The sequence below is a fragment of the Mucilaginibacter sp. genome, from assembly GCF_039925265.1.
Lineage (GTDB): Bacteria > Bacteroidota > Bacteroidia > Sphingobacteriales > Sphingobacteriaceae > Mucilaginibacter.
In genome coordinates this window covers 1-24,869 of record NZ_JBDSZG010000014.1, presented here as the reverse complement: position 1 = coordinate 24,869, position 24,869 = coordinate 1, and the positions used below count along the sequence as shown (strand labels likewise).

General features: G+C 45.7%; 25 protein-coding genes. 13 read left to right on the top strand and 12 right to left on the bottom strand.

Annotation, left to right across the window (positions count from 1 at the left end; all coding sequences use genetic code 11):
* Positions 1 to 64: 64 nt before the first annotated feature.
* On the bottom strand, positions 65 to 1,651 hold the full coding sequence (locus tag ABIX36_RS06455) for a M20/M25/M40 family metallo-hydrolase (protein ID WP_348081340.1): 1,587 nt from the start codon (positions 1,649 to 1,651) through the stop codon (positions 65 to 67).
* A gap of 206 nt (positions 1,652 to 1,857) precedes the next feature.
* Between ABIX36_RS06455 and ABIX36_RS06450 the strand changes: the two genes are divergently transcribed.
* A complete protein-coding gene (locus tag ABIX36_RS06450) occupies positions 1,858 to 2,517 on the top strand; it encodes an OmpA family protein (RefSeq protein ID WP_348081339.1) in 660 nt (219 codons plus the stop codon).
* Between the two features lie 24 nt (positions 2,518 to 2,541).
* Positions 2,542 to 3,057, top strand: a complete 516-nt coding sequence (locus ABIX36_RS06445; RefSeq protein ID WP_348081338.1) for a PRC-barrel domain-containing protein — start codon at positions 2,542 to 2,544, stop codon at positions 3,055 to 3,057.
* A 110-nt stretch (positions 3,058 to 3,167) separates the two neighbouring features.
* Here the strand turns inward: ABIX36_RS06445 and ABIX36_RS06440 are convergent, their stop codons facing one another.
* Positions 3,168 to 3,491 carry a hypothetical protein gene (locus tag ABIX36_RS06440; protein WP_348081337.1) on the bottom strand — a complete coding sequence of 108 codons (324 nt, stop codon included), beginning with the start codon at positions 3,489 to 3,491 and terminating at the stop codon, positions 3,168 to 3,170.
* Between the two features lie 7 nt (positions 3,492 to 3,498).
* Positions 3,499 to 3,627: a hypothetical protein gene (locus ABIX36_RS06435; RefSeq protein WP_262708165.1), complete on the bottom strand. Its 129-nt coding sequence runs from the start codon at positions 3,625 to 3,627 to the stop codon at positions 3,499 to 3,501.
* A 213-nt stretch (positions 3,628 to 3,840) separates the two neighbouring features.
* On the opposite strand from ABIX36_RS06435, the gene ABIX36_RS06430 reads away from it, so the two are divergent.
* Both ABIX36_RS06430 and ABIX36_RS06425 read left to right on the top strand, forming a co-directional pair.
* A complete protein-coding gene (locus ABIX36_RS06430) occupies positions 3,841 to 4,035 on the top strand; it encodes a cold shock domain-containing protein (RefSeq protein ID WP_128533579.1) in 195 nt (64 codons plus the stop codon).
* A 93-nt stretch (positions 4,036 to 4,128) separates the two neighbouring features.
* The gene (locus ABIX36_RS06425; RefSeq protein ID WP_348081336.1) at positions 4,129 to 4,311 is read left to right on the top strand and encodes a hypothetical protein; all 183 of its coding nucleotides are present in this window, start codon (positions 4,129 to 4,131) and stop codon (positions 4,309 to 4,311) included.
* 57 nt (positions 4,312 to 4,368) lie between these two features.
* Here the strand turns inward: ABIX36_RS06425 and ABIX36_RS06420 are convergent, their stop codons facing one another.
* Entirely contained in the window at positions 4,369 to 4,689 is a 321-nt protein-coding gene (locus ABIX36_RS06420) for a hypothetical protein (protein ID WP_348081335.1), read from the bottom strand.
* 918 nt (positions 4,690 to 5,607) lie between these two features.
* On the opposite strand from ABIX36_RS06420, the gene ABIX36_RS06415 reads away from it, so the two are divergent.
* The 3 genes from ABIX36_RS06415 to ABIX36_RS06405 all read left to right on the top strand — a co-directional run bounded on the left by ABIX36_RS06415 (position 5,608) and on the right by ABIX36_RS06405 (position 10,110).
* Positions 5,608 to 5,808 (top strand): hypothetical protein, encoded by a 201-nt coding sequence (locus tag ABIX36_RS06415; RefSeq protein WP_348081334.1) that lies wholly within the window; start codon positions 5,608 to 5,610, stop codon positions 5,806 to 5,808.
* A gap of 562 nt (positions 5,809 to 6,370) precedes the next feature.
* Positions 6,371 to 7,972 carry an ammonium transporter gene (locus ABIX36_RS06410; RefSeq protein ID WP_348081333.1) on the top strand — a complete coding sequence of 534 codons (1,602 nt, stop codon included), beginning with the start codon at positions 6,371 to 6,373 and terminating at the stop codon, positions 7,970 to 7,972.
* A gap of 167 nt (positions 7,973 to 8,139) precedes the next feature.
* On the top strand, positions 8,140 to 10,110 hold the full coding sequence (locus ABIX36_RS06405; protein ID WP_348081332.1) for a hypothetical protein: 1,971 nt from the start codon (positions 8,140 to 8,142) through the stop codon (positions 10,108 to 10,110).
* A 46-nt stretch (positions 10,111 to 10,156) separates the two neighbouring features.
* Here the strand turns inward: ABIX36_RS06405 and ABIX36_RS06400 are convergent, their stop codons facing one another.
* The 4 genes from ABIX36_RS06400 to lepB form a co-directional block, all read right to left on the bottom strand.
* Entirely contained in the window at positions 10,157 to 11,089 is a 933-nt protein-coding gene (locus tag ABIX36_RS06400) for a CAP domain-containing protein (RefSeq protein WP_348081331.1), read from the bottom strand.
* A 125-nt stretch (positions 11,090 to 11,214) separates the two neighbouring features.
* Positions 11,215 to 12,405, bottom strand: coding sequence for a serine hydrolase domain-containing protein (locus ABIX36_RS06395; RefSeq protein WP_348081330.1), 1,191 nt, complete (start codon positions 12,403 to 12,405; stop codon positions 11,215 to 11,217).
* A 57-nt stretch (positions 12,406 to 12,462) separates the two neighbouring features.
* The gene (locus ABIX36_RS06390) at positions 12,463 to 12,810 is read right to left on the bottom strand and encodes a DUF1801 domain-containing protein (RefSeq protein WP_348081329.1); all 348 of its coding nucleotides are present in this window, start codon (positions 12,808 to 12,810) and stop codon (positions 12,463 to 12,465) included.
* Between the two features lie 3 nt (positions 12,811 to 12,813).
* Entirely contained in the window at positions 12,814 to 13,923 is a 1,110-nt protein-coding gene (lepB, locus tag ABIX36_RS06385; protein WP_348081328.1) for a signal peptidase I, read from the bottom strand.
* 126 nt (positions 13,924 to 14,049) lie between these two features.
* Between lepB and ABIX36_RS06380 the strand changes: the two genes are divergently transcribed.
* From ABIX36_RS06380 to ABIX36_RS06370, 3 genes are all read left to right on the top strand, one after another.
* Complete coding sequence (locus ABIX36_RS06380; protein WP_348081327.1) at positions 14,050 to 14,259, top strand: hypothetical protein; 210 nt, start codon at positions 14,050 to 14,052, stop codon at positions 14,257 to 14,259.
* Positions 14,260 to 14,419: 160 nt separating this feature from the next.
* A complete protein-coding gene (locus ABIX36_RS06375; RefSeq protein WP_348081326.1) occupies positions 14,420 to 14,680 on the top strand; it encodes a hypothetical protein in 261 nt (86 codons plus the stop codon).
* 61 nt (positions 14,681 to 14,741) lie between these two features.
* Positions 14,742 to 15,584 carry a phytanoyl-CoA dioxygenase family protein gene (locus tag ABIX36_RS06370; protein ID WP_348081325.1) on the top strand — a complete coding sequence of 281 codons (843 nt, stop codon included), beginning with the start codon at positions 14,742 to 14,744 and terminating at the stop codon, positions 15,582 to 15,584.
* Between the two features lie 352 nt (positions 15,585 to 15,936).
* On the opposite strand, the gene ABIX36_RS06365 is transcribed toward ABIX36_RS06370, so the two are convergent.
* The 4 genes from ABIX36_RS06365 to ABIX36_RS06350 form a co-directional block, all read right to left on the bottom strand.
* On the bottom strand, positions 15,937 to 16,275 hold the full coding sequence (locus ABIX36_RS06365) for a TfoX/Sxy family protein (protein WP_348081324.1): 339 nt from the start codon (positions 16,273 to 16,275) through the stop codon (positions 15,937 to 15,939).
* 89 nt (positions 16,276 to 16,364) lie between these two features.
* The gene (locus tag ABIX36_RS06360; RefSeq protein WP_348081323.1) at positions 16,365 to 19,436 is read right to left on the bottom strand and encodes a GH92 family glycosyl hydrolase; all 3,072 of its coding nucleotides are present in this window, start codon (positions 19,434 to 19,436) and stop codon (positions 16,365 to 16,367) included.
* A 479-nt stretch (positions 19,437 to 19,915) separates the two neighbouring features.
* Positions 19,916 to 20,695: an amidohydrolase gene (locus ABIX36_RS06355; protein ID WP_348081322.1), complete on the bottom strand. Its 780-nt coding sequence runs from the start codon at positions 20,693 to 20,695 to the stop codon at positions 19,916 to 19,918.
* A gap of 56 nt (positions 20,696 to 20,751) precedes the next feature.
* The gene (locus ABIX36_RS06350; protein ID WP_348081321.1) at positions 20,752 to 21,897 is read right to left on the bottom strand and encodes a methionine aminotransferase; all 1,146 of its coding nucleotides are present in this window, start codon (positions 21,895 to 21,897) and stop codon (positions 20,752 to 20,754) included.
* A gap of 114 nt (positions 21,898 to 22,011) precedes the next feature.
* On the opposite strand from ABIX36_RS06350, the gene ABIX36_RS06345 reads away from it, so the two are divergent.
* The 3 genes from ABIX36_RS06345 to ABIX36_RS06335 are packed head-to-tail and all read left to right on the top strand — an operon-like array spanning position 22,012 to position 24,595.
* A complete protein-coding gene (locus ABIX36_RS06345) occupies positions 22,012 to 22,983 on the top strand; it encodes an ABC transporter substrate-binding protein (protein ID WP_348081320.1) in 972 nt (323 codons plus the stop codon).
* Positions 22,983 to 23,849: an ABC transporter permease gene (locus ABIX36_RS06340; protein WP_348081319.1), complete on the top strand. Its 867-nt coding sequence runs from the start codon at positions 22,983 to 22,985 to the stop codon at positions 23,847 to 23,849. The genes ABIX36_RS06345 and ABIX36_RS06340 overlap by 1 nt, the downstream gene beginning before the upstream one ends.
* Positions 23,846 to 24,595: an ATP-binding cassette domain-containing protein gene (locus ABIX36_RS06335; protein ID WP_348081318.1), complete on the top strand. Its 750-nt coding sequence runs from the start codon at positions 23,846 to 23,848 to the stop codon at positions 24,593 to 24,595. Before ABIX36_RS06340 ends, ABIX36_RS06335 begins: the two co-directional genes overlap by 4 nt.
* Positions 24,596 to 24,869: the final 274 nt, after the last annotated feature.

Below are 24,869 nucleotides of genomic sequence, written 5' to 3'. Positions count from 1 at the left end.
TGGGAGTTTCTGTTGTTATTCTGAAAATACTATAATTCTGTAAATTCTGATTCTGATGAATTTTTTATTCAAACCCACCATGCCTGTTGGCCTTGGTTTGTGCCGGCCACTTTGTTTGCTCGCCGGTTTTGGTGTTTATGGGTAATACGATTTTGTCGCGCGAGGTTTTGGCGGGGTCTTCACAAGCCATGTAAACCAGTATGGCGGTTAACATAGCGTTGTTTTTTACGTCGTCGAATACTACTTTGTCGTAAGTATCGCGGTTGGTGTGCCAGGTGTAACTGCCATAGCTCCAGCTGTTAGAGCTTAACGAAAAGCCGGGAGCGCCTACCGCTACAAACGATGCGAAATCGGATCCGCCACCGCCCGGTGCACCGGGGAAGTTGGTGGTGATCTGTTCACGAATATTTGCGGGTGCTTTGCTCAGCCAACGGCCAATATAATCGTAGCTGTTTAAAAAGCCTTGTCCGGAGATATTCACAACGCGGCCGGTGCCGTTGTCCTGGTTAAATAAAACCTGCAGGTTGGCCACAATTTCCGGGTGATCTTCCACAAAAGCGCGTGAACCGTTCAGGCCTTGTTCTTCGCTGCCCCAATGCCCAACTAAAATGGTGCGCTTTGGGTTAGGGTATACCTTTTTAAGGATACGCATAGCTTCCATCATGGTTAAGGTACCAGTGCCGTTATCGGTAGCACCCTGGCCGCCATCCCAGGAATCAAAGTGGGCCGAAAGCATTACATACTCATCCGGTTTTTCGGCTCCTTTTATTTCGCCAACAATGTTAAAGGTTGGTACAGCGCCAAGCTCTTTGGATTCTGCTTGTATTTTAATGGTTGGTTTGCTGCCGCCTTTGGTTAAGCGGTATAGCATCCCGTAATCTTCCAGCGCTATATCAACTGTTGGCGTTTTTTTGGTGTAAGCGCCAAAGATCTTATCAACCCCAAAACCTGCCGACCAGTTTGAAGTGACAACACCTGCCGCGCCGGCTTTCTCCAATGCGGGAGGTAAGGTACGCGCGGTTAAACCGGTATTGCTGATACGTTTGCGCCAGGCATCGGTTTGGGCGGTGCGGTCGGCTTTCATCTTATCGAACGATTCCTTGGTGGCAAATTCCGTCCAGTTATAATCGGGCCGCCCCGTAGGTTGCAGCATAGAGATCATTACAAATTTACCCTTTACCGCAGGCAGCCATTTTTGAAACGCGATAGAATCGGCAAATTCAGGCAGGATGATGGTTTCGGCAGTAACCGCTTTTTTCATGCCCGGGCTCCAGGCAAGTTGTGTGCCTTCCAATGATTTTACACGAGGGGTAACCATATCAATATGCGATACGCCGCGTTCCCAGCCGCGCCAGTCGCCCCATTTTTCGTAACGGGCCGTAATGCCCCAGTCTTTATATTTTTCCAGCGCCCATTGGCCAGCTTTTTCCATTTGCGGTGTGCCTACCAGGCGCGGGCCAATACCATCAAACAGTTGCTGGGCAAGGGGCACCAGTTGCGAGTTCTCGGTTTCTTCTTTTACAATGTTATCTACAACCGGGTCCTTGGTTTGCGCGGTAGCTGCACCGGCGGCAAAAAGCGCCGGGATAACCAGCATTTTTGTGATGTTTTTTGCACTGAGGAGGTGCAATAGGGTATTGGTAGTTTTCATATAGGCTAAGATAATGATAAACACGAATTTCACGAATGAAGCGAATTTCACGAATTTTTAAAAAAATAAATTTGCTATGCGTATATGGAAGTAGTTTTTTGATTTGTGTCATTCGTCCTATTCGTGGAATTCGTGCAATAATTTAAAACCAAATACCCTTCTGATGCTTTGATATAAAGAGATTTAAGTAAAAATTAATTTAACCTATGGCGCAACTGGATGTACAGCCCAAACAACGTAGTCCGTTTTGGATATGGATCGTTATACTTTTGGTGATACTTGGTGTATTGTTTATGTTGTGGCGCGGATGCAACCGTAGTTACCAACCGCAGGTATTAAAAACTGTCGATTCGGATTCTACCCATGTGGATACCATTAATACAGCCACAAAAGTAGCTGTTACCCAGCCCGATTGGGAAGCCGTGGATTTTGAACTGCCGCGATCCACTTACGATGAAATTACCGATACTGCCATTTTGGTACGCGGTACCGATAAATACACCATTTACGGTTTAGGCGAAAATATCCTGTTTGCTGAAGACCAGAGCACCTTACAGGGCAGTGCCGATGGCAGGCTGAAACTGATCTCGGCATCGCTCCAAAAAAGATTCAATAATGCGGCGATAGGCGTTTACGGCCATACTGATAGCACAGGCGCGTCATCAACTAACCGCATCCTGGGCGCACAGCGTGCCAATGCGGTTAAGGAATGGCTGATCAGTAAAGGTGGTTTTGCCGAAGATATGATCTCCGTACACTCAGTTGGTGAGGCCAAACCTATTGCCACCAACGGAACCGAAAGCGGCAGGCAGCAAAACCGCAGTGTGGAAATTGTAGCGTTCCCGGCAGATACCACAAAAAACTAATATTCAACCTTAAGCAATAACGACATGGCTTCAGAAGATAATGATTATAGCAAACTGGAAGAGTTGAGCGAAAGCGATTTCGAGATAGTGGATGGCCAGCCCGATATACAGGGTTGGGATGTGAGAGACTCCGACAATAATAAAATAGGCGAGGTGGATGAGTTACTGTTTAACCCGCAATCGCGCAAGGTACGGTATGTTATTTTACACATGGAGAATAACGACATCGACTTAGAGGATGGCCGTGTACTGATCCCCATTGGTGTGGCCGAACTGCATGAGGAGGAGGACAATGTGATTATCCCGGATATTACCAAAGCTCAGATCTTAGCTTTGCCTATTTACGAACGGGGGAGGGAGATCAACACTGATACCGAAGCACAGATCCGTAACGTATTTGTAAGTCCGGAAGCCAATGTAATGCTGGGTACCGATTTTTACGACCACGACCATTTCAGCGAAACCAAGTTCTACGGCAAACGCCGCCAGCCGGGAGCAGATAATGAGGTAAGTAAAAGTTATTTGGATGAACCCGAATAGTGAGTAGTAAGTGATGAGTAGTGAGTAATGATTGTTAATGGTGAGTAGGGAGTTAGTGTGAGCGTTAACCGACTATTGCACACTCACTACTCACCATTTACTACTCACCACTACGTCCTTGGTCTTTTCAGGTTGTAGGCAACCAGATAGTTCAGGTTGTCGGTAACTACGGTGCGTTTATCAAGCGACTGTTCGTCTCTGCTGAAGGATTGGTTCAGCCTCGATTTTATCTGGTGGAATACTTCCAAAACAGCCTCGGGTAGCATTTTAGTAGCAATGGTTGGGTGATAAGCCTTCTGCAAACGCAGTCTTTCTATGTCACCAACAAGGCTAAATTCCCATACGTCATCGGCTTTAAAGCCGTGTTCCCTGGCAGTGTTCATCAGGTCGTACAGGTATAGGCGGGTTTGGTTTTCTATTGTTTTTTCGTCCATTAGGAGGTTATTTCTTTTTAGAAGTAAGGTCGGCAGAGGAGGTGCTTTTGCCCGACTGATAGGATGATACTTTTTTGTTTACATTAAGGCTTTTTTCTTTTTTGGTTTCCTTAACCTGTTTCTTGTCTTTGCTCATGATATATAGATATGTAAATTAGCTGAAATGGATACCTGCCTCGCCATGAAACGCAGCAGATGCTTTAAAAATGTATTTGTGGAATTGTTTAAATGTAACCTTTATTTATTGAAAATGAGCAGGTTTTTTAATTAAATTGAAGTAAAAGTTTATTATTAAAAATAATGCCGTATATAATGACTACCTTGCACACTTATTAAAAACAATATTATAATGTCAAAAGAAGGAACTGTAAAGTTTTTCAACGTCACAAAAGGCTTTGGATTTATTTCACAGAGTGATAACAGAAGCGATGTTTTTGTTCACTCTACCGGCCTGATCGATGAGATCCGCGAAAATGATAGCGTAACGTTCGATGTAGAAGAAGGCAAAAAAGGCCTAACAGCGGTAAATGTAAAAGTAGTTTAACAAATCACTATAAAATTTAATCGTGAGCATCTGCCGTAAGGCAGATGCTTTTTTATTCTCTTAAAATAATTATTAACTAACCCGCATACCAATATGGCTAAATCGCAAGCAACGTTCATGAAAAAACAACTGGAAAAAAACCGCCAGAAAAAAAAGGAAGATAAGGCACAACGCAAACAGGAACGCAAGGATAACCCCGGCAGCAGCGACCTGGACAGCATGATGGCCTACGTAAATGAATTTGGAGAGATCACCTCAACGCCTCCCGAAAAATAAACATCATCTTCTTTAAGCTTATACTCCTAAGGTATTAAGCTTAAAGAAATCCTGTTTTCAACCCAGCAAAACAGTTTTAAGGCCGGTAGCTTCTACCATAAACATCCGGTTAACAAATGCCTTTAAGCGTTCCAGTAAATTAAGGGGCTTTTTGGTTTTTAGCATAACAATTTCTTCCTGTTCGGGTTCCCGGGTAGGGTGCTCGTGCTCGTGCATTTCTTCGAGGATGCTTTCGCGTATCTCAGGGTCGCGGTTTACAATGTCGTCCAGTTCGGTAAGGTCGTTAAAGGTGGCGTTGCCGTTACGTTGTTTTTTGATAAGGATATCGAAGCGTTCCTGGCGAAAGGTACGCCTGATCAATGGCCGGTTATTTCTCATGATGGCACCAATTATAATATATCGGTGTCAAAAGGAATGCCATGCTTTTAAGACGCTGATTTTTAGATAATTGTGTTATTTATTTATTGTTCGCTGTACTGTGGTGATACAGTGGGGTGTACGGTTATGAAAGGGTTTGATTTCGGAATTCGGGTGTTCGATTTCGGATTTTTGTGTTTGATTTAACTTGTAAACTTCGGTTAAATGATGAACTTTCTACCTTAATGAATTAGCAGCATGAAAGACGTCACCATCCAAACCCTGCATCCGAAGGCTGGCAAAACCAGTAAGGTTATTTCTCTGGAAAAATATGAGGTCACAAATCCGCTATATTGGAGATTTTGCAGGATGGCGATTTAAGTCATACGCAGCTCATGGAGGCAATTTATCAGCGGTTGAACGGGCATTTCAAAGGAAATACCCATTGGTACGGCGAAACGGTTAAACTCGACCTCAAAGCAGGGCACTTAATTGAGCGTAGTAGAGCCAAACCTCCAATTTATAGCCTGGTTTGACAGAACTACCTTTATGCCCTCGCTGGGTGCTTTTGCAAATAAGCCCTGCGCCAATTTCTCCAGTAAAAGCGTTGATTAACTGTTTCACGCCGTGCTTTTTATATTTTTCTACTATTTTTATAATTTATTTATAATAAGTTACTTACGGGCTTTATTTAAACAGCAGGGGTGTTCCAAAGTGTTTCACCAAAAACGGTAAAATATTGATTATCAATATTGTTTTGAAAATAAGTGTTCCGCTTTTAAAGTGGAACACCTGCATATTTAGATGCAGGAATGATGGTGCTTTTAAAGATCAACCGGTGTTAGTTTGAAACTGGTAGATCGCCATTTGTGTAATATTTACTAAAAATATTAGTAAATAAACATCCTTTTCTTACCTTTGAGTATAACTCCTCGTGTTATGGAAAATTCAAAAGAAATGGAACAGTTAAAGCAATACCTGGCCGAGGCTGTGGATATGCTTGATGATGTAAAGCCAAAACTGGCTTTGTTTGAAAAGCAACGCTACTTTCGTTTCAAGGCTGCTTTGAGTGAATTCAGCAAACTGAATGATGGGTTACGGCAATCGCCGACTGAAGCTGGTGTGGCCTTTGGCAAGTAATTAAATGTAATCAAAGATACCATTTCTTGAAACCTATGCCGGCAACTTCGCCGGCAGACTCACCTTTATATATACCCCTTCTTTCAATCAATTTTACTTTTGTATCGAATAAAGACCCGATCGGCCTTGTATTTATATATTCTCCATATAAAATCGAGTTTTATCCTAAAAGCAAGTGTTTTTCTTGATTTTATGCATGCATAGCATACGCTTTAAGTTAAAAAATGTTTAATTCTTTGTTAATATTATCAAATATATAAAAATATGGACTTTATGATGCCCGTATTTTATAAAATCACAATTTTTAATCTTTAATTTTTTCTTTTTAAAATTAATTTCCGTTTTTTAGATGTTAATAATTGATTTTTTTGCGGCTTTTATTGAAAATATATCATTTATGATTTGTTTTTATTGAAATTCATTCATATTTTCATAAAATATTAATAATTAATAACCTGAATTTCGGTTTTTGATTTTTTAAGTGTTGTGTTTAATAGCGATTTCAACCCCCATTTGCTAAAAAGACTTTTTTTAACATATCAATCCACTTAATTAACAACAAATGAAGAGTAATTCTACAAAAATCAGCCTGCTGGACTCCTTCCGGCAGCTGTCGAAGGAAAAATGGCAGCTCGGTGCTACCATTTTTATCGGGAAACTAACCGGCTTGTTCCTGGTTGTAATGGCCATGATGGTGCTGCCAAACTTTTTTGGTACACCGGCTCATGCTGCAGACACCTACACTGCGCACGAAACATCAATGATCAACACCATCAACACCGTTTGGACCCTGGTTGCCGCTTTCCTTGTATTTGGGATGCAGGCGGGCTTTGTAATGCTTGAGGCTGGTTTCGCCCGCAAAAGAGAAACCGTTAACGTTTTAATGGAATGTATTTTTGATACCTGCCTTTGCGGTATCTTATTCTATGCAATTGGTTATGCCTTTATGTTTGGCCAGGGCAACGGCTTTATTGGCTGGGGCGGCGCAGACGGTAAAACCTGGTTCTTTTTACAAAACATACCTGATACCTACCTCGCTTACGGTGTACCGGTATTGGCGCACTGGATCTTCCAGTTTGCATTTGCCGATACCTGCTCTACCATCGTATCTGGTGCTATGATAGGCCGCACAAGTTTCCGCGGCGATATCCTTTACTCAATAGGTATCACAGGCTTTATATACCCAATCATTGGCCACTGGGCCTGGGGACCGGATGGTTTCCTGGCTACCATGGGTACATCGGGCGTGTTCGCAAAATTATTGGGCCAGCCATTCCGCGACTTTGCAGGATCAACCGTAGTGCATACTATTGGTGGTGTTGCATCATTGGCCGGCGCAATAGTTTTGGGGCCACGCTTAGGCCGCATATTTGCACGCGATAATAAAGAAAAGGGCGGCTTACCGGCCGGGCATAACTTATTGATAGCTGCCGTGGGTGGTTTCATCCTTTGGTTTGGCTGGTACGGCTTTAACCCGGGCAGTACCCTAAATGCGATGGATATGCAGGGGATTGGCCGTGTGGCTACCAACACTACTTTAGCAGCCTGTGCCGGTGGTTTCACCGCTATGCTTGCCGCTTTATGGTGGGGCCCTACAAAAGGCAAGTTCGATCTGGCCTTTACCGTTAACGGTTTCCTGGCTGGTTTGGTTGCTATTACCTGCCCATGCTACTGGGTTAGCCCTTTCGGTTCTATCATGATAGGCGCCATTGGCGGTATCATCATATTTGCCGGTGTTTATATTGTTGAATGGTTCCGTATCGATGATCCGGTTGGTGCATTCTCGGTACACGGTTTAAACGGTATCTGGGGAACATTATCATTAGGTTTATTCGCATCCGGCCAGTTTGGTTTTACTACACCTACAGGTGCAGATAATACTGCGCCCGTTACCGGTTTACTGTACGGTGGCGGTGGCGCGGTGCTTGAGGCCCAATTAGTTGGTAGCTTCATCATTACCGCTGCTGTGTTCATTGTATCTTTCTCTATGATGTATATCATCAACAAATTACCACATCCGTGGAAACTGCGTGTTGAAGAGCATGGCGAACTGGGTGTTGGCGGTATTGACGTATTTGATCACGGTATCGAAATTTACCCTGTTCAGGACGAAGAAGTTACACTTGGCGACCTGATGGACAAAGGCGTTAAACAACCAGCTTAATTTAAAAGTACTTATTTCGCTTTACCAGATAATTATTACCAGGCAGCCCCTTCAAGGGCTGCCTTTTTGTTTTTGTACTGTCGAATTTCGATGCGTTTATGTTAAAATATCATTGACGGTAATAGCTGCGGTTACTGTAATTTAGACCACAATAAACGCTACGCCAATTGAAAAATTTCTCCGCCACCTTGCACCCCTGTTTTAGGGCATTAGCTATACTTATTTTATTGCTCAGCACTTTCACTGTTAATCATGCGTTCGCCCAGGCCGAAGTGGAGCCATGGGGAAATATTACCGGTATCCGCAACAAAGGGCAGCTTTACGGCTTCGAGACCAGCCTGCGGGTGATCAGTGCCAATGGCAAACGTATGGCCGCGACGGCCAAGGAAAAGCAGTCGCCCAAGTATAGCCGCAGGGGCGATGACCAGATCGTAGTTACCCGTATAGACAGCCTTTTTTTCAGCCAGACCGTTACCGACGCAGGCTCCGGCAAAATAAAGGTGGATCTGCAGGTGATCGCCAAAAAAGATACCGCCATAAAGGGTGTTTTCTTTTGCATGACACTGCCCGTAGCGGAGTATGCCGAAAGCCGCCTGCAGTTAGCCGGGGTAAAAGAAGATTGGTTAAAGCAATACGCGCCGGGTTTTGCCAATAGCTTTGTAAGTGTAAAAGCTAAAGGCGTGGAGTTTATCGCTGCCACACGTAAATTAAAAGTAAGTTTTGACGAACCGGAGATGGTGATAGTGCGTAAAGATTCGTTAGGTAACCTGCAACTGTATGTGTCGCTGGCGCTGGATGAGGTGCATCGCGGCGATGTAATAAATAAAACGCTCAGCATTAAAACAGAAGGCCTGATAGATACACAACCGGTTAACCTGGTTATTAATACCGCGCAACCGGGCCGCGAATTTGCCGGGCTTGGCGGTAATTTTCGCCTGCAAAACCCGAAGACAGATCCTCAGGTGATTGATTATAGCCTGCAAAACCTGCGTGTAGCTTGGGGCAGGGTAGAGATGCCATGGCGCTTTTGGCAACCCGAAAAAGGCGTTGACCCCACAACAGAAGCAAATAATGGCAAACTGAATCCTTTTGTGTTAAAATCGATGCAGATGGCGCGCCGGTTGGATAGCATGGGCATCCCGGTGATCCTTTCGGCATGGTCGGCACCTAACTGGGCAATTGTAGGCCCGCCACGTTTCAGGCCTACACCCGAAGGCGTTTGGGGCAACCCGCTGGATCATTCGCAGGATGAAGCAATCTACAGATCCATAACCGACTATATCCTTTATCTGAAAGCTAAATACGGTTTCGAGGTTAAGATGTTCTCTTTTAATGAATCGGACCTCGGTATCAATATCCGCCAAACAGGAGAGGAGCACCGCGATTTTGTCAAGGGGCTTGGCGCTTATATGGCCTTCAAAGGCCTCCAGACCAAATTGTTACTGGGCGATAACTCAGACGCAACAACTTATAAGTTTATATACCCGGCAATGGATGACCCTGCTGCCAAGCCGTACATCGGTGCGATATCTTTCCACAGTTGGAGGGGCTGGGATAGCGCCACGCTGCAAAAATGGGCAGATGCCGCTACCAAAATGAATGTGCCGCTAATTGTAGGCGAGGGTAGTATTGATGCCGCTGCCTGGAACTATCCCGACATTTTCCAGGAACAAACTTACGCGCTGGAGGAGATAAACCTATATACCCGTTTGCTGGCCATTTGCCAGCCGGTTTCTATATTGCAATGGCAACTTACTGCCGATTACTCGCCGCTGATAGGCGGTGGCATTTTTGGCAACCCCGAGCCACTGCACCCGGGACAGCGTTTCTGGAATTTAAAGCAGCTTTCCATCACACCCAAAGGTTTATTTGCCATGCCGGTTAGTGTAGACCGACCCGGAATTTCTGCCGCAGCTATGGGCGATAACGGCAAAGGCGTTTATGCCCTGCAATTGGTAAATAACGGCAGCACGCGCGAAGTGAATTTGACTGGCTTGCCCACGAAAGTTGCACGGCTTCGTTATTACATCACCAACAGGAAAACTAATATGAAAGAAGAGCACGCTGTGGAGGTAAAAGATGGTGCGGCCCGGTTTAAACTACCTGCGGTAAGCTATGTGAGCCTGATAAGTGAATAAGCAATTCTGGATTTAATCCCCACCAGCTGAAATAGCAGTGCCGCGGTTATTTTATCAGCCGGAAAGTGTATTGGTAATTTAAAATATTACCATCGGCCTCTACATTTTTTATTTTAACGGTGTAGGTAATATTATCCTTCAGCCCGTCCGCCTTCCATTGGATGGAGTTGGGGAGGCCCTCGTTCTGGTTATCAAAGTTAACGGCAGATACAAGTAAAGCGTGTCCATCATCACTCGTTACTTCTACAACAGTGTGGGTGTATTTTATATAAGAGTTATTCCATTCGTTTAGGTTATCGTACAGTACCGAGAAACTAAGGATACCATTTTTTAAGAAGAGCGAGGTAGGATAATCTGCATACGGGTAAGCCACATAATTTACGTGTAAGTAGGTTATATCTGCAAATTCGTTGTTTATTACTTTAAGCGATACGGCAGAAACGAAGCCGTAACTGGATCTTTTGGGTTTGCCGTCCACCCGGCCGTAGGATACGTACTTTAAAAAGGGATCGAGCAGCCAGCGCCGGTGGCCAATGGTTTCACTGTATTCTTCGGTAAGCCAGCGGTCTGCATTTTTTTCATCGCTAAAATTGCTTACGTCGCTACTTAAACTGATGCCGAGGTTGCTGGTGCTACTGCCTAATGCGCCATCTTTGCTAAAGCATTCTGATGTGGTGGCGGGGTAGTGGTTAAGTTCCGCATTCGCTGCGCCTATCAGGGCCGATTGCTGCGCCAATTCGTCGTATTTGGTATTATAAACAACAGCGGGTAATTTATGCAGGCTGCGAATATAGTTTACCCTGGCCAGCACTGCTTCTTTACTGCTGCTATTTAAACTGCCGGTAACACAGTTTTGAATATCGGGGCGGCTAGCATAATATTTATCATAACTAAAACCACCGCCATCTTTTTTGCAGCCCGTTGCATTAAACAACAGTAGTAAAATCGGGAATAGTTTATTAGGCGATAGGTTACTCATACGCGTTACGCATACAAACATGCTAAGTTTTTAGCGTTTTTTGTTTGTTGCGCAGCATTATCATTGCCTTATCGGCCGGTATTTTACGGGTTTTTTCTTGTTTGGCATGAGTAATATACCTACGTCTACTTTAACGCCTCCTGCAGTAAGCCCGCCAACTGCTTATACCGTTCGCCGCGGCCATCGTTTTTTAGATAATAGCATAGCAAAAATGCGGTATAATAGCCCTTGTTATCTACCATCGGGAAACTGCCAAACAACCCGGGGCTGCTTACCATATTTGGCCCCATTACCCACTCGCCGTAGCCATAGCCCATGGTACCGGCCTCGGCGGGAGCGTACCCAATTTTCACATCGGCGGTTACGCGGTTCACCTGCATTTCAGCAATGCTTTTTTCGCTGAGGATGCGTTTGCCTCTGTACATACCTTTATTTAGTATCATCGCCAAAAAGTTGGTATAATCATCGGCGCTACTATTAGCACCTCCGGCGGGCAAGGCCACCTTGCTGGCACCGAAATCACTGTTCTTCATCTCCAGTGGGCCTGCAATACGTTCGGCAAACAGCGTGTGAAAATCTTTACTACTTATTTTCTCGATGATAGCACCCGCAATTTGCAAGCCTGCATTGCTGTAATGGAATACGGTACCGGGCTCGCCTTCCATAGGCAGGTTGGCAATATCAGCTATGGCTTCGTCCATAGTATTTACGCCGCGCATTTCCTGCAAGCTTTCTTTAAGAGATGGCGGGTTGATGCCTGTAGTATGCGACAGGCACTGGCTTAGGGTGATGTTGCCTTTACCATGTTGCGATAAAATGGGCAGGTACTTGCCAACCGTGTCGGTTAGTTTTAGTTTGCCCTCGTCAACAAAGGTCATAACCAGCGCGGCGCTGAGCCATTTGCTACAGCTGGCAATAGGGATCTTGGTGGTGGAGTTGTAATCATCCAGGTTAGCGGTTTTATTTTGCCGGCGGGCCATAAACTTGTTCACCATTTTTTGCCTGCGCGACAGATCGTTTACGGCTTTATTGTATACTACTTTGCCATCCTTATAAACCAATAGCACGCTGCGCCCACCCATGGCAGGGGTGTTATCATTCAGCCAGGCGTCTACCTTGTTAAAGTTCTGCTGGGCGTTGGCCTTAGCTTCGTTCTTTATCATTTTGTTTTGCCAGTCGGCCCGTTGCTGCGGGGTAGACCTTTTAATAGCAGCGACATCCATCTGCTGTGCCTTGGCCGTTATGGTAAACAACAAGGCTAACAGCAGCAGCACAGACAACAAACTAAAGGTTGCTTTCGGTAGCATGTTTTTCATGCTGCAATTTAATGTTTCGCGCAGTAAATTCGGGGCTGGAGCTAAAAAAGCGAGGAATTATTTATAAAAGGTGAGCGCCTCTGCTAATATTGCATTTATCTTCTCCACCGGGATGTCCTCTGTAGCGTCTATCAGCAATATTTTCATCCGGGCACGCTTCTCTTGGAGCAGATCGGGGTGGTTAAGCTGGTGGCCTTCCACAATACCAATGTAGGGTTGCAGGTGTTTTTTATGCACCCATAAATAGCAGAACATTTTGCTCTTGTAGCAATACATAGGCATACCGTATTTCCACTCCTCGGTAAGATGAGCGTCCAGCGATAAAATATGGCTGCGTAAAAAAGCCAGGGCGCTTTTTGCAGGCTCTGGCTTTTCTAAAAAGTAGTTATCTATCGGGCGTATCAAAGCCTATTGTTCTACGCTATGTATCGGGCGGAAAATACGATTCCAGCGAATCTTCTTGAAGAAAGATTGGGTGCTATCGATACTCATCCAAGTAATTACAGCTTTGCCTACAATGTGGTCCTCGGGCACAAAACCCCAAAAACGCGAATCTTCTGAATTGTGGCGGTTATCGCCCATCATCCAGTAGTAATTCATTTTAAAGGTGTAGCTATCGGCCTTTTTATCGTTAATGAAAACTTCTTTGCCTTTTATTTCCAGTTTGTTATGCTCGTAAACCTCAATAGCGCGGCTATATAATGCTATGGTGCTATCATTTAGTTGGATAACCGTACCTTTTTTAGGGATAAGGATAGGGCCATAATTATCTTCATTCCATTTAAACAGGGGGCTTTGCGGGAAAACGCGGGAGTCAGCTCCGCCCTTCGGCTCATTTACCTGGGTAACAGATTTTACGTTAGAGAAGTTTTTTACCTGCGAATAGCTATCGGTAGGGATCACCATTTCGTAGGTGCTTGTACCATCAAAACCTCTTACTTCTACGTGCAGGTCGGTTAAAACGTCCTGGTTTAATGGAGTACCGTTGGTGACTACCAGGTAAGATGTTTGTGCCTGCGGTGCGTTTTTTACAATTTTTCCGTCGGTGTATACTTGTCCGTTCACTATGGTAACGGTTTCGCCGGGGAGTCCAACGCAGCGTTTTATATAATGCACGCGCATATCCACCGGGCGGGGAACGGTTTCTGCAGGATAGTTAAATACAACAGCGTCGCCTTTTTTAACATCGCCCAAGCCCGGCAGGCGGTAGTAGGGTAGCTGTATGCCATCCCAATAAGTTTTCATGTTGCCGTATATGGTCGATTCTGTAAACGGAATGGCTACAGGTGTCATCGGCATACGGGCGCCGTATGATAATTTGCTTACGAACAGGTAATCGCCGGTCATTAAACTACCTTCCATGGATGCGGAAGGAATGGCAAATGCCGAAAATAACAGGCCCCTGATGATGGTAGAAGCCACCAGTGCAAACAAAATAGCATCTATCCACTCGCGTGTTTTGCTCTTTTTAGGCTTTGCTGTATCAGTTTTTTTGCGCGATAAGAATTTCCAGTTCATAACTATTATGGTATTAATTTAGCATTCCTTATTCACTTAGAGCGTGACGCACGAGAAATGTTACAGCCACCAGAGCGGTTTTTAGCTGTAATTTGTAGATTTAGGTACGTTGTTTTATATCAACCTATGTTACGACGTAATTTTATCAAACTCTCTGCCGCATCCATGGCGGCGGCAATGTACAGCAGGCTTACGTTTGCAATGACATTTGGGCCGCCGGGGTTTCACATGACGGATGCGATTACCGCGCCGGCCTGGAAGTTCCCGGATCAAACAAAAACGAATGCCGAGATCATTAGCCACCTGTATCGATCCATAAGGGCAATCGGCGGGTGATATGTATATTATAGGCTGTATACCATGAGCCACTTATCTGCCGGCGTGTTTGAATTGAACCGTGCAGGCGACGATACCAGCGGTAAGAAGTGGGCCAGTACTAAAAAATGGGGGGGGTGAATACTTTAGGTTTCCGCCTTTACACACCACAATACTTTTTATGCTGCCGATTGCGATTGCGTTGGCCAAAGATGTGCCATGGGATAAGAATCGCCAATGGCTACAATTGCTGGCCGAATGCGGCGCGCCGTTATTTGTATCGGCCGAACTGGACATTTTAGATGCTGATAAAAAAGTTGCCATTAAAAAGGCCTTTGCCGATGCTGCCAACGTGCAGCCAACCGGCGAACCGCTTGACCGGCTGACCGAACAATGGCCGGCTAAATGGAAACTAAATAACCGCGAGGTTACCTTTAACTAGGATTGATAAATAAATTGGTTAGATAAATCTCTTAAATTTACCTAACCAATTTTACTTTTTTATGGAAAGCAAAGCACTCAGCCCTGAGCAGATAGCGCAGTACCAGCGTGACGGCTATCTCGTGATCAAACAATTTTGCAGCGATGCCGAGATAGAAAAACTTTACAGTACCGCCCTTAATGATGACGCTATGCGTAAGAACGCGCTGGATCTGAACGACCAAAGCGGCAAAAAAACACGCCTATCTTTATGGTTCACGCCCGGTGACGACGTTTTTGGCTACCTCACCCGGAGCGAGAAAATGATAGCACGCGTAGCGCAGTTGCTGGGCGAGCATGCCGCGGTTTGTCACTTTCACTCCAAGCTGATGCAGAAAGAGCCCAGGGTTGGCGGTGCATGGGAGTGGCACCAGGATTACGGCTATTGGTATAAAAACCAGTTTATGTTCCCCGATGAACTGATGAGCGTGATGGTTGCCCTAACGGATGCCAACAAGCAAAACGGCTGCCTTCAGGTGATCAAAGGATCGCACAAGTTGGGCCGTGTAAACCATGGTTTTTCCGGGGAGCAGGTAGGGGCAGATATGGTGATGGTGGAGAACGCACTTAAAACCATGGAGTTGGTGTATAGCGAACTGGATGCGGGTGATGCTTTGTTGTTTCATAGTAACCTGTTACACAGGTCTGAAGCGAATTTATCCGATCAACCGAGATGGTCAGTAATTAGCTGTTATTCGCTGCAATCCAACCTGGCTTATAATGAAACATCAACCTCCTGGAAAACGGCGGTAGAAATAGTGCCCGATGAAGCCATTTTAGAATGGGATGCAGGTTCGTTATCCAACAATGATTTTTTAGCCAAAGAGAATGACCCAGCTTTGAAGGAAACGGGGTGGGAGAAGTAGGTGGGACAGTGCGTGAATATGCAGATTAACCGGGCGTACACACCATGCATTTGCGAGAAGTGTATTGGGCTGTGTAGTGAGGCGATTTGGCAACCTCATGGGCCAAGTGGCGATTATTGCTCCGTTAACAGTGGGGGTGCGTAATTAAAGCCAGTGATGTTACTTTTCTTTTTCCGCAAAAAAAAGTAACCAAAAGAAACTCTCGGCTGCGCCCTGTTCTATCAAGGGGTTATGCTTTAGCAATGCCTGTGGTTGCCGAACAGGACGAGGCCGATTTTTTTAGGTGCCGACGGGTTTGTCGGTTTTAAAAGCTTAACAATTACTACATATACCGCTACTGCAACTGCTACTTCTATTTCCCCTTCTTACTTGCCTTTGCTACCTTATTATACTCAAGTGCTTTATTCACCCATTCTTCAAATACCTTTTTACTGCTGAGTGCGTCTTCGTGTACAAAAAGGTAGCCTTTGGCGGTGCGTTTTTGTTGTTGCATGGGGCGTACACCGTCCATTTCAACGGTGGTTTCAAAATCATCAGGGTTGATGCGGAAGAGGGCCTCGTGCTGGTTTACGCAGATGCAGAGCTTATCATCTACCATAAAGCAAATGCCGCCGAACATCCGTTTCTCGCCCACATCCGGCAGATCAACCAATGCTTCGCGAACGCGGTTTAAAAGTTCTTCGTTAATCACTGCGTGTAAATTCTAAAATCGAAAGCCTAAATTCTAATTTGGGTGCATGCCGGCGTTTTTGCTTCTAACTAATCTCCAGCCTCTAATCACTATTCAACAGTTATCTCATCCGCGAATATGTACGATGGGTTGCCTTTGCTTTCGTGCCAATCGGGCAGGGGGCCATATTGTTTGGCTATTAGTTTGATGTAGCGCGCCTTTACATTTACCGCGGCGGCAAATTCCTGCGTTTGTGGTTCAAGTTCCTTCACATTTACCTTGCTGTTTATTGTGGCGGCAAGTTTGTAATTTTTGCCATCATCAGAGATCCAATATTGTACGTATTTAGGGAACACTATCCAGGCGCGGCTATCCTGTAAAGTACCAATGCTCAGTTGTTTGACAGGTTTTACCTGGCCCAGATCTATCACCGCTTCCAGGTCTTTACCCTGGTAACCCTGCCAGTTGCCCAGGCGCCAGTTGGCGGTACCGTGGATGCCGTTTATCAGTGTTTCATCGCCCTGCGCCGAGTAGTTGGGCAGGTATTTGTTGGTGAGGGTAAGTTTAATGTCGCTGCGTATTTTGGTGAACGTTGCCTCATCCACAAAGCTATTTTTACCATTGTTAATGGCAACGGCTTTTACCGTGGTGTTCACTAAGATCTGGATCGGCTTATCGTACATAGCCGAAGAAGCGGTTGGCGTGGTGCCATCCAGTGTGTAATATATTTTAGCTAAAGAGTCAATACATTTAATTTCTACGGTAATAGGTTTCTTAAAAGTTTTGGTGCCTGCTACAATGTAGGGGTTAGGTACTATTAGTTCTTCGGTAATAGCCGAGGTTGGTTTCTCCAGATCTTGTACAAAAAGTTTATTGGCTATCCGGCCACTGAACACTTCGAAAGTGCCGCCTTTTTCAATGGTTTCATAATTGATGTAAAGCTTGTTGTAGGCCTTACCGTCCATGTTCAGGCCCTGCAAAAAGTTATTTTCGCGGCTAACGGTAGCACCGGTATTGCTGATATTAAATCGTTTACCGTTCTCTAAACTCACAATGATCGATTCGAACTGCGGCACACCTACCTGGAACTGCTGCTGGCCTGGCGCGATATTGTAAATACCCAACGAACTCATTACATACCAGGCCGACATCTGCCCGCAATCCTCATTGCCCGATAAGCCATCGGGTTTATCGCTGTACTGCTCCCGCAGGATCTTGTTTACATAGTACTGCGTTTTATCGGGCGCGTTGGTAAAGTTGTACAGGTAAGCAATATGATGGCTCGGTTCGTTGCCATGCGCGTACTGCCCCACCAAACCGGTTACGTCGGCTTGTTCGCGGCCGCTTAGCTTGGCGTTGGTGCTGAACAGTTCATCAAGCTTTATCTCAAAATCTTTTTTGCCGCCCATGGCTTTCATCAGCCCTTCTACATCCTGCGGCACCAGGAAAGTGTATTGCCAGCCGTTGCCTTCGGTGTAGTTGTTGTTGATCTCGGTAGGTTCAAAAGGCGTGTACCAGCCGCCGTTATCGCGGGCCTGCATAAAGGTGTTCTCGTTATTAAAAACGTTCTTCCAGTATTGCGCGCGTTTGATGTATTCGGCGTACTCCGCAGGTTTGTTCAGCATTTTGGCCATCTGGGCAATACACCAGTCATCGTAAGCGTAATCGAGCGTTTTAGAAACCGATTCATGCTCCACATCGGCATTTACCGCACCGGTTTTGCGATAGTTATCCAACCCGAACTGGTTACGGTTCACTGCGGCTTTCATGGCCATAAAGGCTTCTTCGGCGTTAAAATCACGGATGCCTTTTGCGTAGGCGTCTACAATAACAGGGATGGAGTGGTTACCCACCATACAATAAGTTTCGTTGGATGCCAGCGGCCATATAGGCAACAGGCCGCCCTGCTCGTACATCGCTAAAAAGGATTTGATGAAATCCGTTGTGCGTTTACGGTCTATCAGGGTAAGTAATGGGTTCTCCGCGCGGAAAGTATCCCAAAGCGAAAACACGGTATAATAGTTAAAGCCCGTAGCGTTATGGATCTTTTGATCGAGCCCGCGGTACTGGCCATCCACATCGTTATAAATGTTTGGCGCAACCATGCAATGGTATAGCGCGGTATAAAATATCACCTGCTTGGTGCGCGCATGATCCGGAAACTGTACGCCTTTCTTGTTATAAGTAGGGTAGCCGTAAATGTTGGTCTCCTGCGCCTGTTGCGGTTTTGGCGGCGCGCCGCCTTCTACCTGGATCTTATTCAATTCTACGTTCCAGGCGGCCTTAGCTTCTTTGTATACTTTTTTAAAGTCGAAATCAGGCACCTCCGTATCCAGATTTTTTAAGGCTCCCTCAGCGCTTACGGCTGAGATACCCACCTTGGATACTACCTCGCCGGGGTTATCAAACTGGATGTACATTTTTACATTTTCCCCCTGTACTTTATTTTGGCTGTTTTGCAGTTTATCGTCCAGCGCGATGCCGTAGGTTTTAAAAGGTTTGGAGAATTTGGCGTAGAAGTATAAATACTGATCAGCAGCCCACGATTTGGAGCGACGGAAGCCACGGATCTCGTGGTCGTTCATCACCTCTATCCACGAATCCAGCACCTCGTCGCGGTGTTGCAAGTCGATGATGATATTGGCTTTATCGGTATTTGGGAAATCGTACTGATGCACACCAACCCGGGCGCTGGCGGTAAGTTCCACCTCGATGTTATACTTATTCAGCTTAGTTTTATAGTAACCAGGCGACGCTACCTCGTTTTTCTTGCTGAATCCGGAGCGGTATTCGGTGTTTTTAAATTGAGGCTCGCCGGTGGTGGGCATAAAAAGCACGTCGCAATAGTCGGGGATACCGGTACCGCTAAGGTGCGTATGCGAAAAGCCATAAACCGTAGTGTCGCTGTAATGATAGCCTGATGAGCCGTCCCAGCCCTCTAAACGGGTGTCGGGACTTAACTGTACCATTCCAAAAGGGGCTACCGCTCCGGGGTAGGTATGTCCATGCCCACCGGTGCCAATAAAGGGGTTAACAAACTGGGTAAGTTCCTTTTTCTTAAGCGGCTTTTCCTTTTTCTCTTTTTTAGGTTTCCCCGCAGGTTTTGCTTCATCCTGTGCCGAAGCGCAGATGGTAAAACCAAGGGCAAAAACAACTAACACACCGCGTAAAATCAATCTCATCTATAAATCCGGTTTAACTTGTTTGAATAACGCAAAATAGTAAGATTTATTGAATGGTTCAGTGGTTCATTTGTTCAATAGTTCCATTGGGGGATGGTTCATTGGTTCAATAGTTCATTTGTTCATTAGTTCAATGGTTCATTGGTGGGAAGGTTCATTAATTTAATGGTTCATTGGTGGGATGGATCAAGCTAATCCTTAAATCAAAAAGATCATAGCTTAGGAAATGCGATAGGGATAGAAACGAAAACCCCGGAATGGAGTGCTGCTTCTATCAGCAGCCCGGAATGAGGAGTTGTAGTGCAGAGCCCGGGCCGAAGGCATCGCCAAGATGATTGTCTGGATCAGGATTTAAAAAGTTCGTCATGGGTAGGCACGAAGCAATCTCCCGATAAGCAAACCGGCAACGCAAGGCGGTTATGCAAAGCTTAGAGATTGCTTCGTGCCTCGCAATGACGCGTTGGAGGGGAGGTGGATTCTTAACCTTCCAAACTAAAAGCATCCGCGTCTTTTAAGAACGGTAGCGCGCGACGGATCTTCTTTACTTCGTCGTAAATGATGGAGAAGGTGTATACGTCTTCCTCATCGCGTTTGTAGTATACCACATCGCCGTTGGGGCTGATGCAGGTAGAGTCGCCGGAGTGGTAAACTTCGTTACCGTCATGACCAACGCGATTCACAGCAATAACATAGCTTTGGTTCTCTACCGCGCGGGCGGGGATAAGGGTACGCCAGTGCAGCGCGCGTCTTTCGGGCCAGTTGGCAACGATCATTAATACATCGTAATCCTCATCAACATTACGCAGCCATACCGGGAAACGGAGGTCGTAGCATATTACCGGGGAAATTTTCCAGCCGTTTAGTTCTACAATGAGTTTTTTAGTTCCGGCTGTATATGTATTATGTTCTTTGCCAAGTGCGAAAAGATGGCGCTTGTCGTAATGCTCGTAAGTACCATCTGTGCGCATCCAGATGAGGCGGTTATAGAATTTGCCATCCTCCTTGATAATAATGCTGCCGGTTACCACGCAATCGTACTTAACAGCGGTATCGTGCATCCATTTCATGGTTTTACCGCCCATATTTTCACCCAGTGCTTCAGCGTTCATGGTGAAGCCGGTGTTAAACATTTCGGGCAGGATGATGAGGTTGGTTCTTTCGCGGATATTGGACAACCTTAGCGAGATATTCTGCAGGTTTTTATCAATGTTCTCCCAAAATAAATATCCCTGGTAAACGGTAACTTTAAGATTATCCATAAGCGGTGGTTTTGAGTAACGGCTTGTAAATTTATACGTAAATATTTTACTAAAGGTTAAACCTTTAACAACCTATCAACGGCTTTATCGATAGTTTCTTGCCTTTTGGCGAAACAAAAACGCAGTACATGCTTATCGGTACCTTTACGGTAGAACGCCGAAACAGGTATAGAAGCCACCCCAATTTCTTTGGTTAAACGTATGGCATAGTCCGAATCTTTTTCATCGGTAATGGCATTATAAGTAACCGATTGAAAGTATGATCCCGCGCACGGCAGTAATTCAAAGCGTGTGTTTTTAAGCCCTTCGCGGAAGTAATCGCGCTTTTGCTGAAAAAAATCCGGCAGGCTTAAATAAGTATTCTCGTCCTTTAGGTATTCGGCAATAGCGTGCTGCATCGGCGCGTTCACACTAAACACCAAAAACTGGTGGATCTTACGGAACTCGGTCATGAGGTAGGCAGGGGCGAGGCAATAACCCATCTTCCAGCCCGTAGCATGGAAGGTTTTACCAAAGGATGATACTATAAAGCTGCGTTGCTGCAGCTCGGGGTAGCGGGCCATACTATGGTGCGTTTCGCCATCGTATATCAGGTGCTCGTACACCTCGTCGCTCAATATCAGGATATCCTGGTTTTTCACCAGGGCGCTCAGTTCTTCAATATCCTCCTTGGTCAGTATAGTCGCGGTAGGGTTATGCGGCGAATTGAGGATGATCATTTTTGTTTTACCGTTGATGAGACGTTTCACCATGTCCCAGGCAATGCGGTAATCGGGCGGATCGAGTTCTAACGACTTCACCACGCCGCCCATCAGTTTAATGGCAGGGGCATAGCAATCATAAGCCGGTTCGAAAATGATCACCTCATCATTTGGATGGATCACCGCGCTGATAGCGGTGAACACGGCCTGTGTGCCGCCTGCGGTAACCGTGATTTCGGTATCGGGGTTGTAAACGGCGCCGTAAAGTTTTTCGGTTTTAATGGCAATTTGCTCGCGCAAGGCCATCAGGCCGGGCATGGGCGCGTATTGGTTATGGCCATTTTGCATGGCCTTGTTCACCAGTTCCACCAGTTCGGGCGCGCAATTGTAATCAGGGAATCCTTGTGACAGGTTAATAGCCCCAAGCTCGGCAGCAAGTGCCGACATCACCGTAAATATGGTGGTTCCTGTTTGGGGTAGTTTAGATATAACGGGTATCATGAAGGGCTAAAATAGGTAAAAAAAGCATCGCCATAAGAAAATTCTGATATTTGAAAGACAATTTAGACTGATGATAAATACAAAAAAATCGACCTGTTTAACTATTTTTGATATATGAAATTTCCTAAGCTTTCTATTGCTGTTTTATTAATTGCTGCCATAGTTTCCTGTACGCCGAAATCTAAGGATGCCGTGCCGGTGGTTGGTTTTGTAGATGCCTTTGAGGATGCCACCATAGCGCAGGCCAAAGATGGCTTCGTGGCCGCGTTGAAAGCGAATGGCTTTAGCGAAGAGCAGAAGAACGTAGAAATAAAGTACAGCAACGCACAGGGCAGCATCCCTACGCTTACTACCATGGTAAACCAGTTTGTGGCCGAAAAGGTCGACCTGCTGGCAACGTCCACCACTTTATCTACGGTGGCTGCCATTCAAAAAACAAAAACCATCCCCATCTTCCAAATGGTATCGCCCACGCCCGATAGGATGAAAGTGACTGATGCAAGCGGCAAGGGCCCAGCAAATTTATTCGGTACCATGGAGGAGTTGAATTACATCGATACTTCGTTCGCCATTATTCCAAAGCTATTGAAGCCAAAAGGCGCGCAATTGACCATCGGTATGATCTATAACCAAAGCGAGCCGCAATCTGCCGATGCCTTGAACAGGATACAGGGATTAGCGGCTAAACTGAATGTAAAGATAATTGCCCTGCCCTTAAATTCTTCTGCCGATGCGCAACTGGTAACGCAGGCGCTTTTGGGCAAAGGCATCGATGCCTTCTTCGCTAACCCGGATAATACTGTTTTTGCTGCCTTTGAAACTATCTTGAAAAGCTGTAATGAACATAATGTGCCCATTTTCACCAGCGAGGCGGGTTTGGTGCAGCGTGGCGCGGTGGCAGCCTTTGGCGCTGATATTTACCAGTGGGGTTATCAAAGCGGTGTACAAGCTGCACAATACCTAAAAACACGTAAAACCGACGGCCTGACCCTGGAGATGGTAAAGGTGCGCAAACGCGTGTATAACGCTGCTGCAGCTGAGAAATATAACATCGCCGTCCCGGCAGATTATACCGCTGTAAAATAATGGGGCTGTACCTGAGCGCTTTATTACAGGGGCTTTGCTTCGCGGGGATTGCCTTCGGGATCTATATCTCCATGAAGATCTTTAATATCCCCGATATTACTACCGATGGCAGCTACACGCTGGGCGGGGTGGTAACGGGCATTATGCTGACGCATAATCAACCGGGATGGCTTATCTTGTTCGCGGTAATGGCGGCAGGGGCCGCAGCGGGCGCGCTCACGGGCATTATCCATACCAAATTAAAGATCAATGCTTTGCTGGCGGGAATTTTAGTGATGACGGCGCTCTACTCGGTAAACCTCACCATTTTAGGTCGCTCTAATTTACCCCTGTTGAGTTTGCCCACCTTGTTTTCGGTGCTGAATGTGCTGACTGATCCCAACCAAAATTCGCTCATCATTCTGTCGTTATTTGTAGCTGCGCTTACCTTACTTATCGGCTACCTGCTTAAAACAGATTTCGGCATTGCCATGCGTGCCACGGGCAATAGCGAACAAATGATCCGTGCCCTTGGCGTAAATACCGACAGGATGAAGATCATCGGCCTTGCCATTGCCAACGCCTTAACCGCACTAAGCGGCTACCTCATCACCCAGTTCCAGGGTTTTGCGGATATCAGTATGGGGATTGGGGTAGTGATCATCGGGCTCGGCTCGGTTATTATTGCCGAAACTCTGATCAACTGGCTGCAAATAACTTCGGTTTGGCTCAGTTTGGTGCTGGTGCTTGCCGGCGCGGTGATCTTTCAGCTGGTGCTGGCCTTTACGCTGGACATCGGCGTAAACCCCAATCTGTTAAAAATGGTAACGGCCATGTTTGTATTAATTATAGTCGGCCTGCCGCGCTTAACCTCCAGTAAGGCATGATAGATTTAAAAAGCATCAGCAAAACCTTTAACGCCGGCAAACCCAATGAGGTGAAGGCGCTGGGTAAGTTAAGCCTGGAGATAAAAGAAGGTGAGTTTGTAGTGATCGTGGGTTCCAACGGTTCGGGTAAAACCACGCTGCTTAATTTGGTGGCTGGTACTACGCTGCCCGATACAGGCAGCATCAGCATCGCCGGGAACAGCGCCACCAAACTGGCCGACTACCAACGCAGCAAATGGATAGCTCGTATTTTTCAGAATCCATTATCAGGTACTGCCGCCGATCTGAGCATATTGGACAACTTCCGGCTTGCAGCCCTTCGCACCCAAAGCAAAGGTCTGACAATCGGAAAAAACGAAACGTTTAAAGCTTTAATCCGCGAAAAAATTGCCACCCTGGGCATGGGCCTCGAAGATAAAATCGAGCAACCCATTGGTACGCTCTCCGGCGGGCAAAGGCAAGCGCTTACCCTGCTCATGAGCGTGATGGATGAGTGTAAGATCCTCCTGTTAGACGAACCTACTGCCGCTCTTGATCCGCGCTCTGCCGAAAAGGTAATGCGCACAGCCGATGCCCTTATTAAACAATACGGCCTTACCGCTGTACTGGTGACGCATAATTTAAAGGACGCCGCAAATTATGGTACCCGCATCATCCAAATGGCCGAAGGCGAAATATTAAAAGACGTCCCCACAAAAGAAAAGGCCAAACTGAAGCAGACAGAGCTGTTTGAGTGGTTCGGATAAATAATTAGCTTGTTGTATAGGCGAGCATACTAAAGAACGACAAGGGTTAACATAACTTAACATAATTCAGAAATTAATTTTTTAAATATTTGATAATCAATAATTTGAAAAATAACAGGGTTAACATTTTTTCCCCCATAATAGCGTCAATGACCCGTCCTGAAATAGCTATACAGATTTTGAGTAAATCCTGTAAAACCTATACCTTATAGCTTATTAATCCTAAAGGAACTATACAGGTCTTTTTTTTAAAGATAATCAATAATTGACTTGT

Excerpts from the sequence above, each read along its gene's own strand:
- ABIX36_RS06375 (WP_348081326.1), top strand. The coding sequence starts at position 14,420 with ATGCTGCCGATTGCGATTGCGTTGGCCAAAGATGTGCCATGGGATAAG.
- ABIX36_RS06430 (WP_128533579.1), top strand. The coding sequence starts at position 3,841 with ATGTCAAAAGAAGGAACTGTAAAGTTTTTCAACGTCACAAAAGGCTTT.
- ABIX36_RS06360 (WP_348081323.1), bottom strand. The coding sequence starts at position 19,436 with ATGAGATTGATTTTACGCGGTGTGTTAGTTGTTTTTGCCCTTGGTTTT.
- ABIX36_RS06455 (WP_348081340.1), bottom strand. The coding sequence starts at position 1,651 with ATGAAAACTACCAATACCCTATTGCACCTCCTCAGTGCAAAAAACATC.
- lepB (WP_348081328.1), bottom strand. The coding sequence starts at position 13,923 with ATGAACTGGAAATTCTTATCGCGCAAAAAAACTGATACAGCAAAGCCT.
- ABIX36_RS06370 (WP_348081325.1), top strand. The coding sequence starts at position 14,742 with ATGGAAAGCAAAGCACTCAGCCCTGAGCAGATAGCGCAGTACCAGCGT.
- ABIX36_RS06395 (WP_348081330.1), bottom strand. The coding sequence starts at position 12,405 with ATGAAAAACATGCTACCGAAAGCAACCTTTAGTTTGTTGTCTGTGCTG.
- ABIX36_RS06340 (WP_348081319.1), top strand. The coding sequence starts at position 22,983 with ATGGGGCTGTACCTGAGCGCTTTATTACAGGGGCTTTGCTTCGCGGGG.
- ABIX36_RS06425 (WP_348081336.1), top strand. The coding sequence starts at position 4,129 with ATGGCTAAATCGCAAGCAACGTTCATGAAAAAACAACTGGAAAAAAAC.
- ABIX36_RS06380 (WP_348081327.1), top strand. The coding sequence starts at position 14,050 with ATGTTACGACGTAATTTTATCAAACTCTCTGCCGCATCCATGGCGGCG.
- ABIX36_RS06420 (WP_348081335.1), bottom strand. The coding sequence starts at position 4,689 with ATGAGAAATAACCGGCCATTGATCAGGCGTACCTTTCGCCAGGAACGC.
- ABIX36_RS06410 (WP_348081333.1), top strand. The coding sequence starts at position 6,371 with ATGAAGAGTAATTCTACAAAAATCAGCCTGCTGGACTCCTTCCGGCAG.
- ABIX36_RS06435 (WP_262708165.1), bottom strand. The coding sequence starts at position 3,627 with ATGAGCAAAGACAAGAAACAGGTTAAGGAAACCAAAAAAGAAAAAAGC.
- ABIX36_RS06400 (WP_348081331.1), bottom strand. The coding sequence starts at position 11,089 with ATGAGTAACCTATCGCCTAATAAACTATTCCCGATTTTACTACTGTTG.
- ABIX36_RS06335 (WP_348081318.1), top strand. The coding sequence starts at position 23,846 with ATGATAGATTTAAAAAGCATCAGCAAAACCTTTAACGCCGGCAAACCC.
- ABIX36_RS06345 (WP_348081320.1), top strand. The coding sequence starts at position 22,012 with ATGAAATTTCCTAAGCTTTCTATTGCTGTTTTATTAATTGCTGCCATA.
- ABIX36_RS06355 (WP_348081322.1), bottom strand. The coding sequence starts at position 20,695 with ATGGATAATCTTAAAGTTACCGTTTACCAGGGATATTTATTTTGGGAG.
- ABIX36_RS06415 (WP_348081334.1), top strand. The coding sequence starts at position 5,608 with ATGGAAAATTCAAAAGAAATGGAACAGTTAAAGCAATACCTGGCCGAG.
- ABIX36_RS06440 (WP_348081337.1), bottom strand. The coding sequence starts at position 3,491 with ATGGACGAAAAAACAATAGAAAACCAAACCCGCCTATACCTGTACGAC.
- ABIX36_RS06350 (WP_348081321.1), bottom strand. The coding sequence starts at position 21,897 with ATGATACCCGTTATATCTAAACTACCCCAAACAGGAACCACCATATTT.
- ABIX36_RS06445 (WP_348081338.1), top strand. The coding sequence starts at position 2,542 with ATGGCTTCAGAAGATAATGATTATAGCAAACTGGAAGAGTTGAGCGAA.
- ABIX36_RS06450 (WP_348081339.1), top strand. The coding sequence starts at position 1,858 with ATGGCGCAACTGGATGTACAGCCCAAACAACGTAGTCCGTTTTGGATA.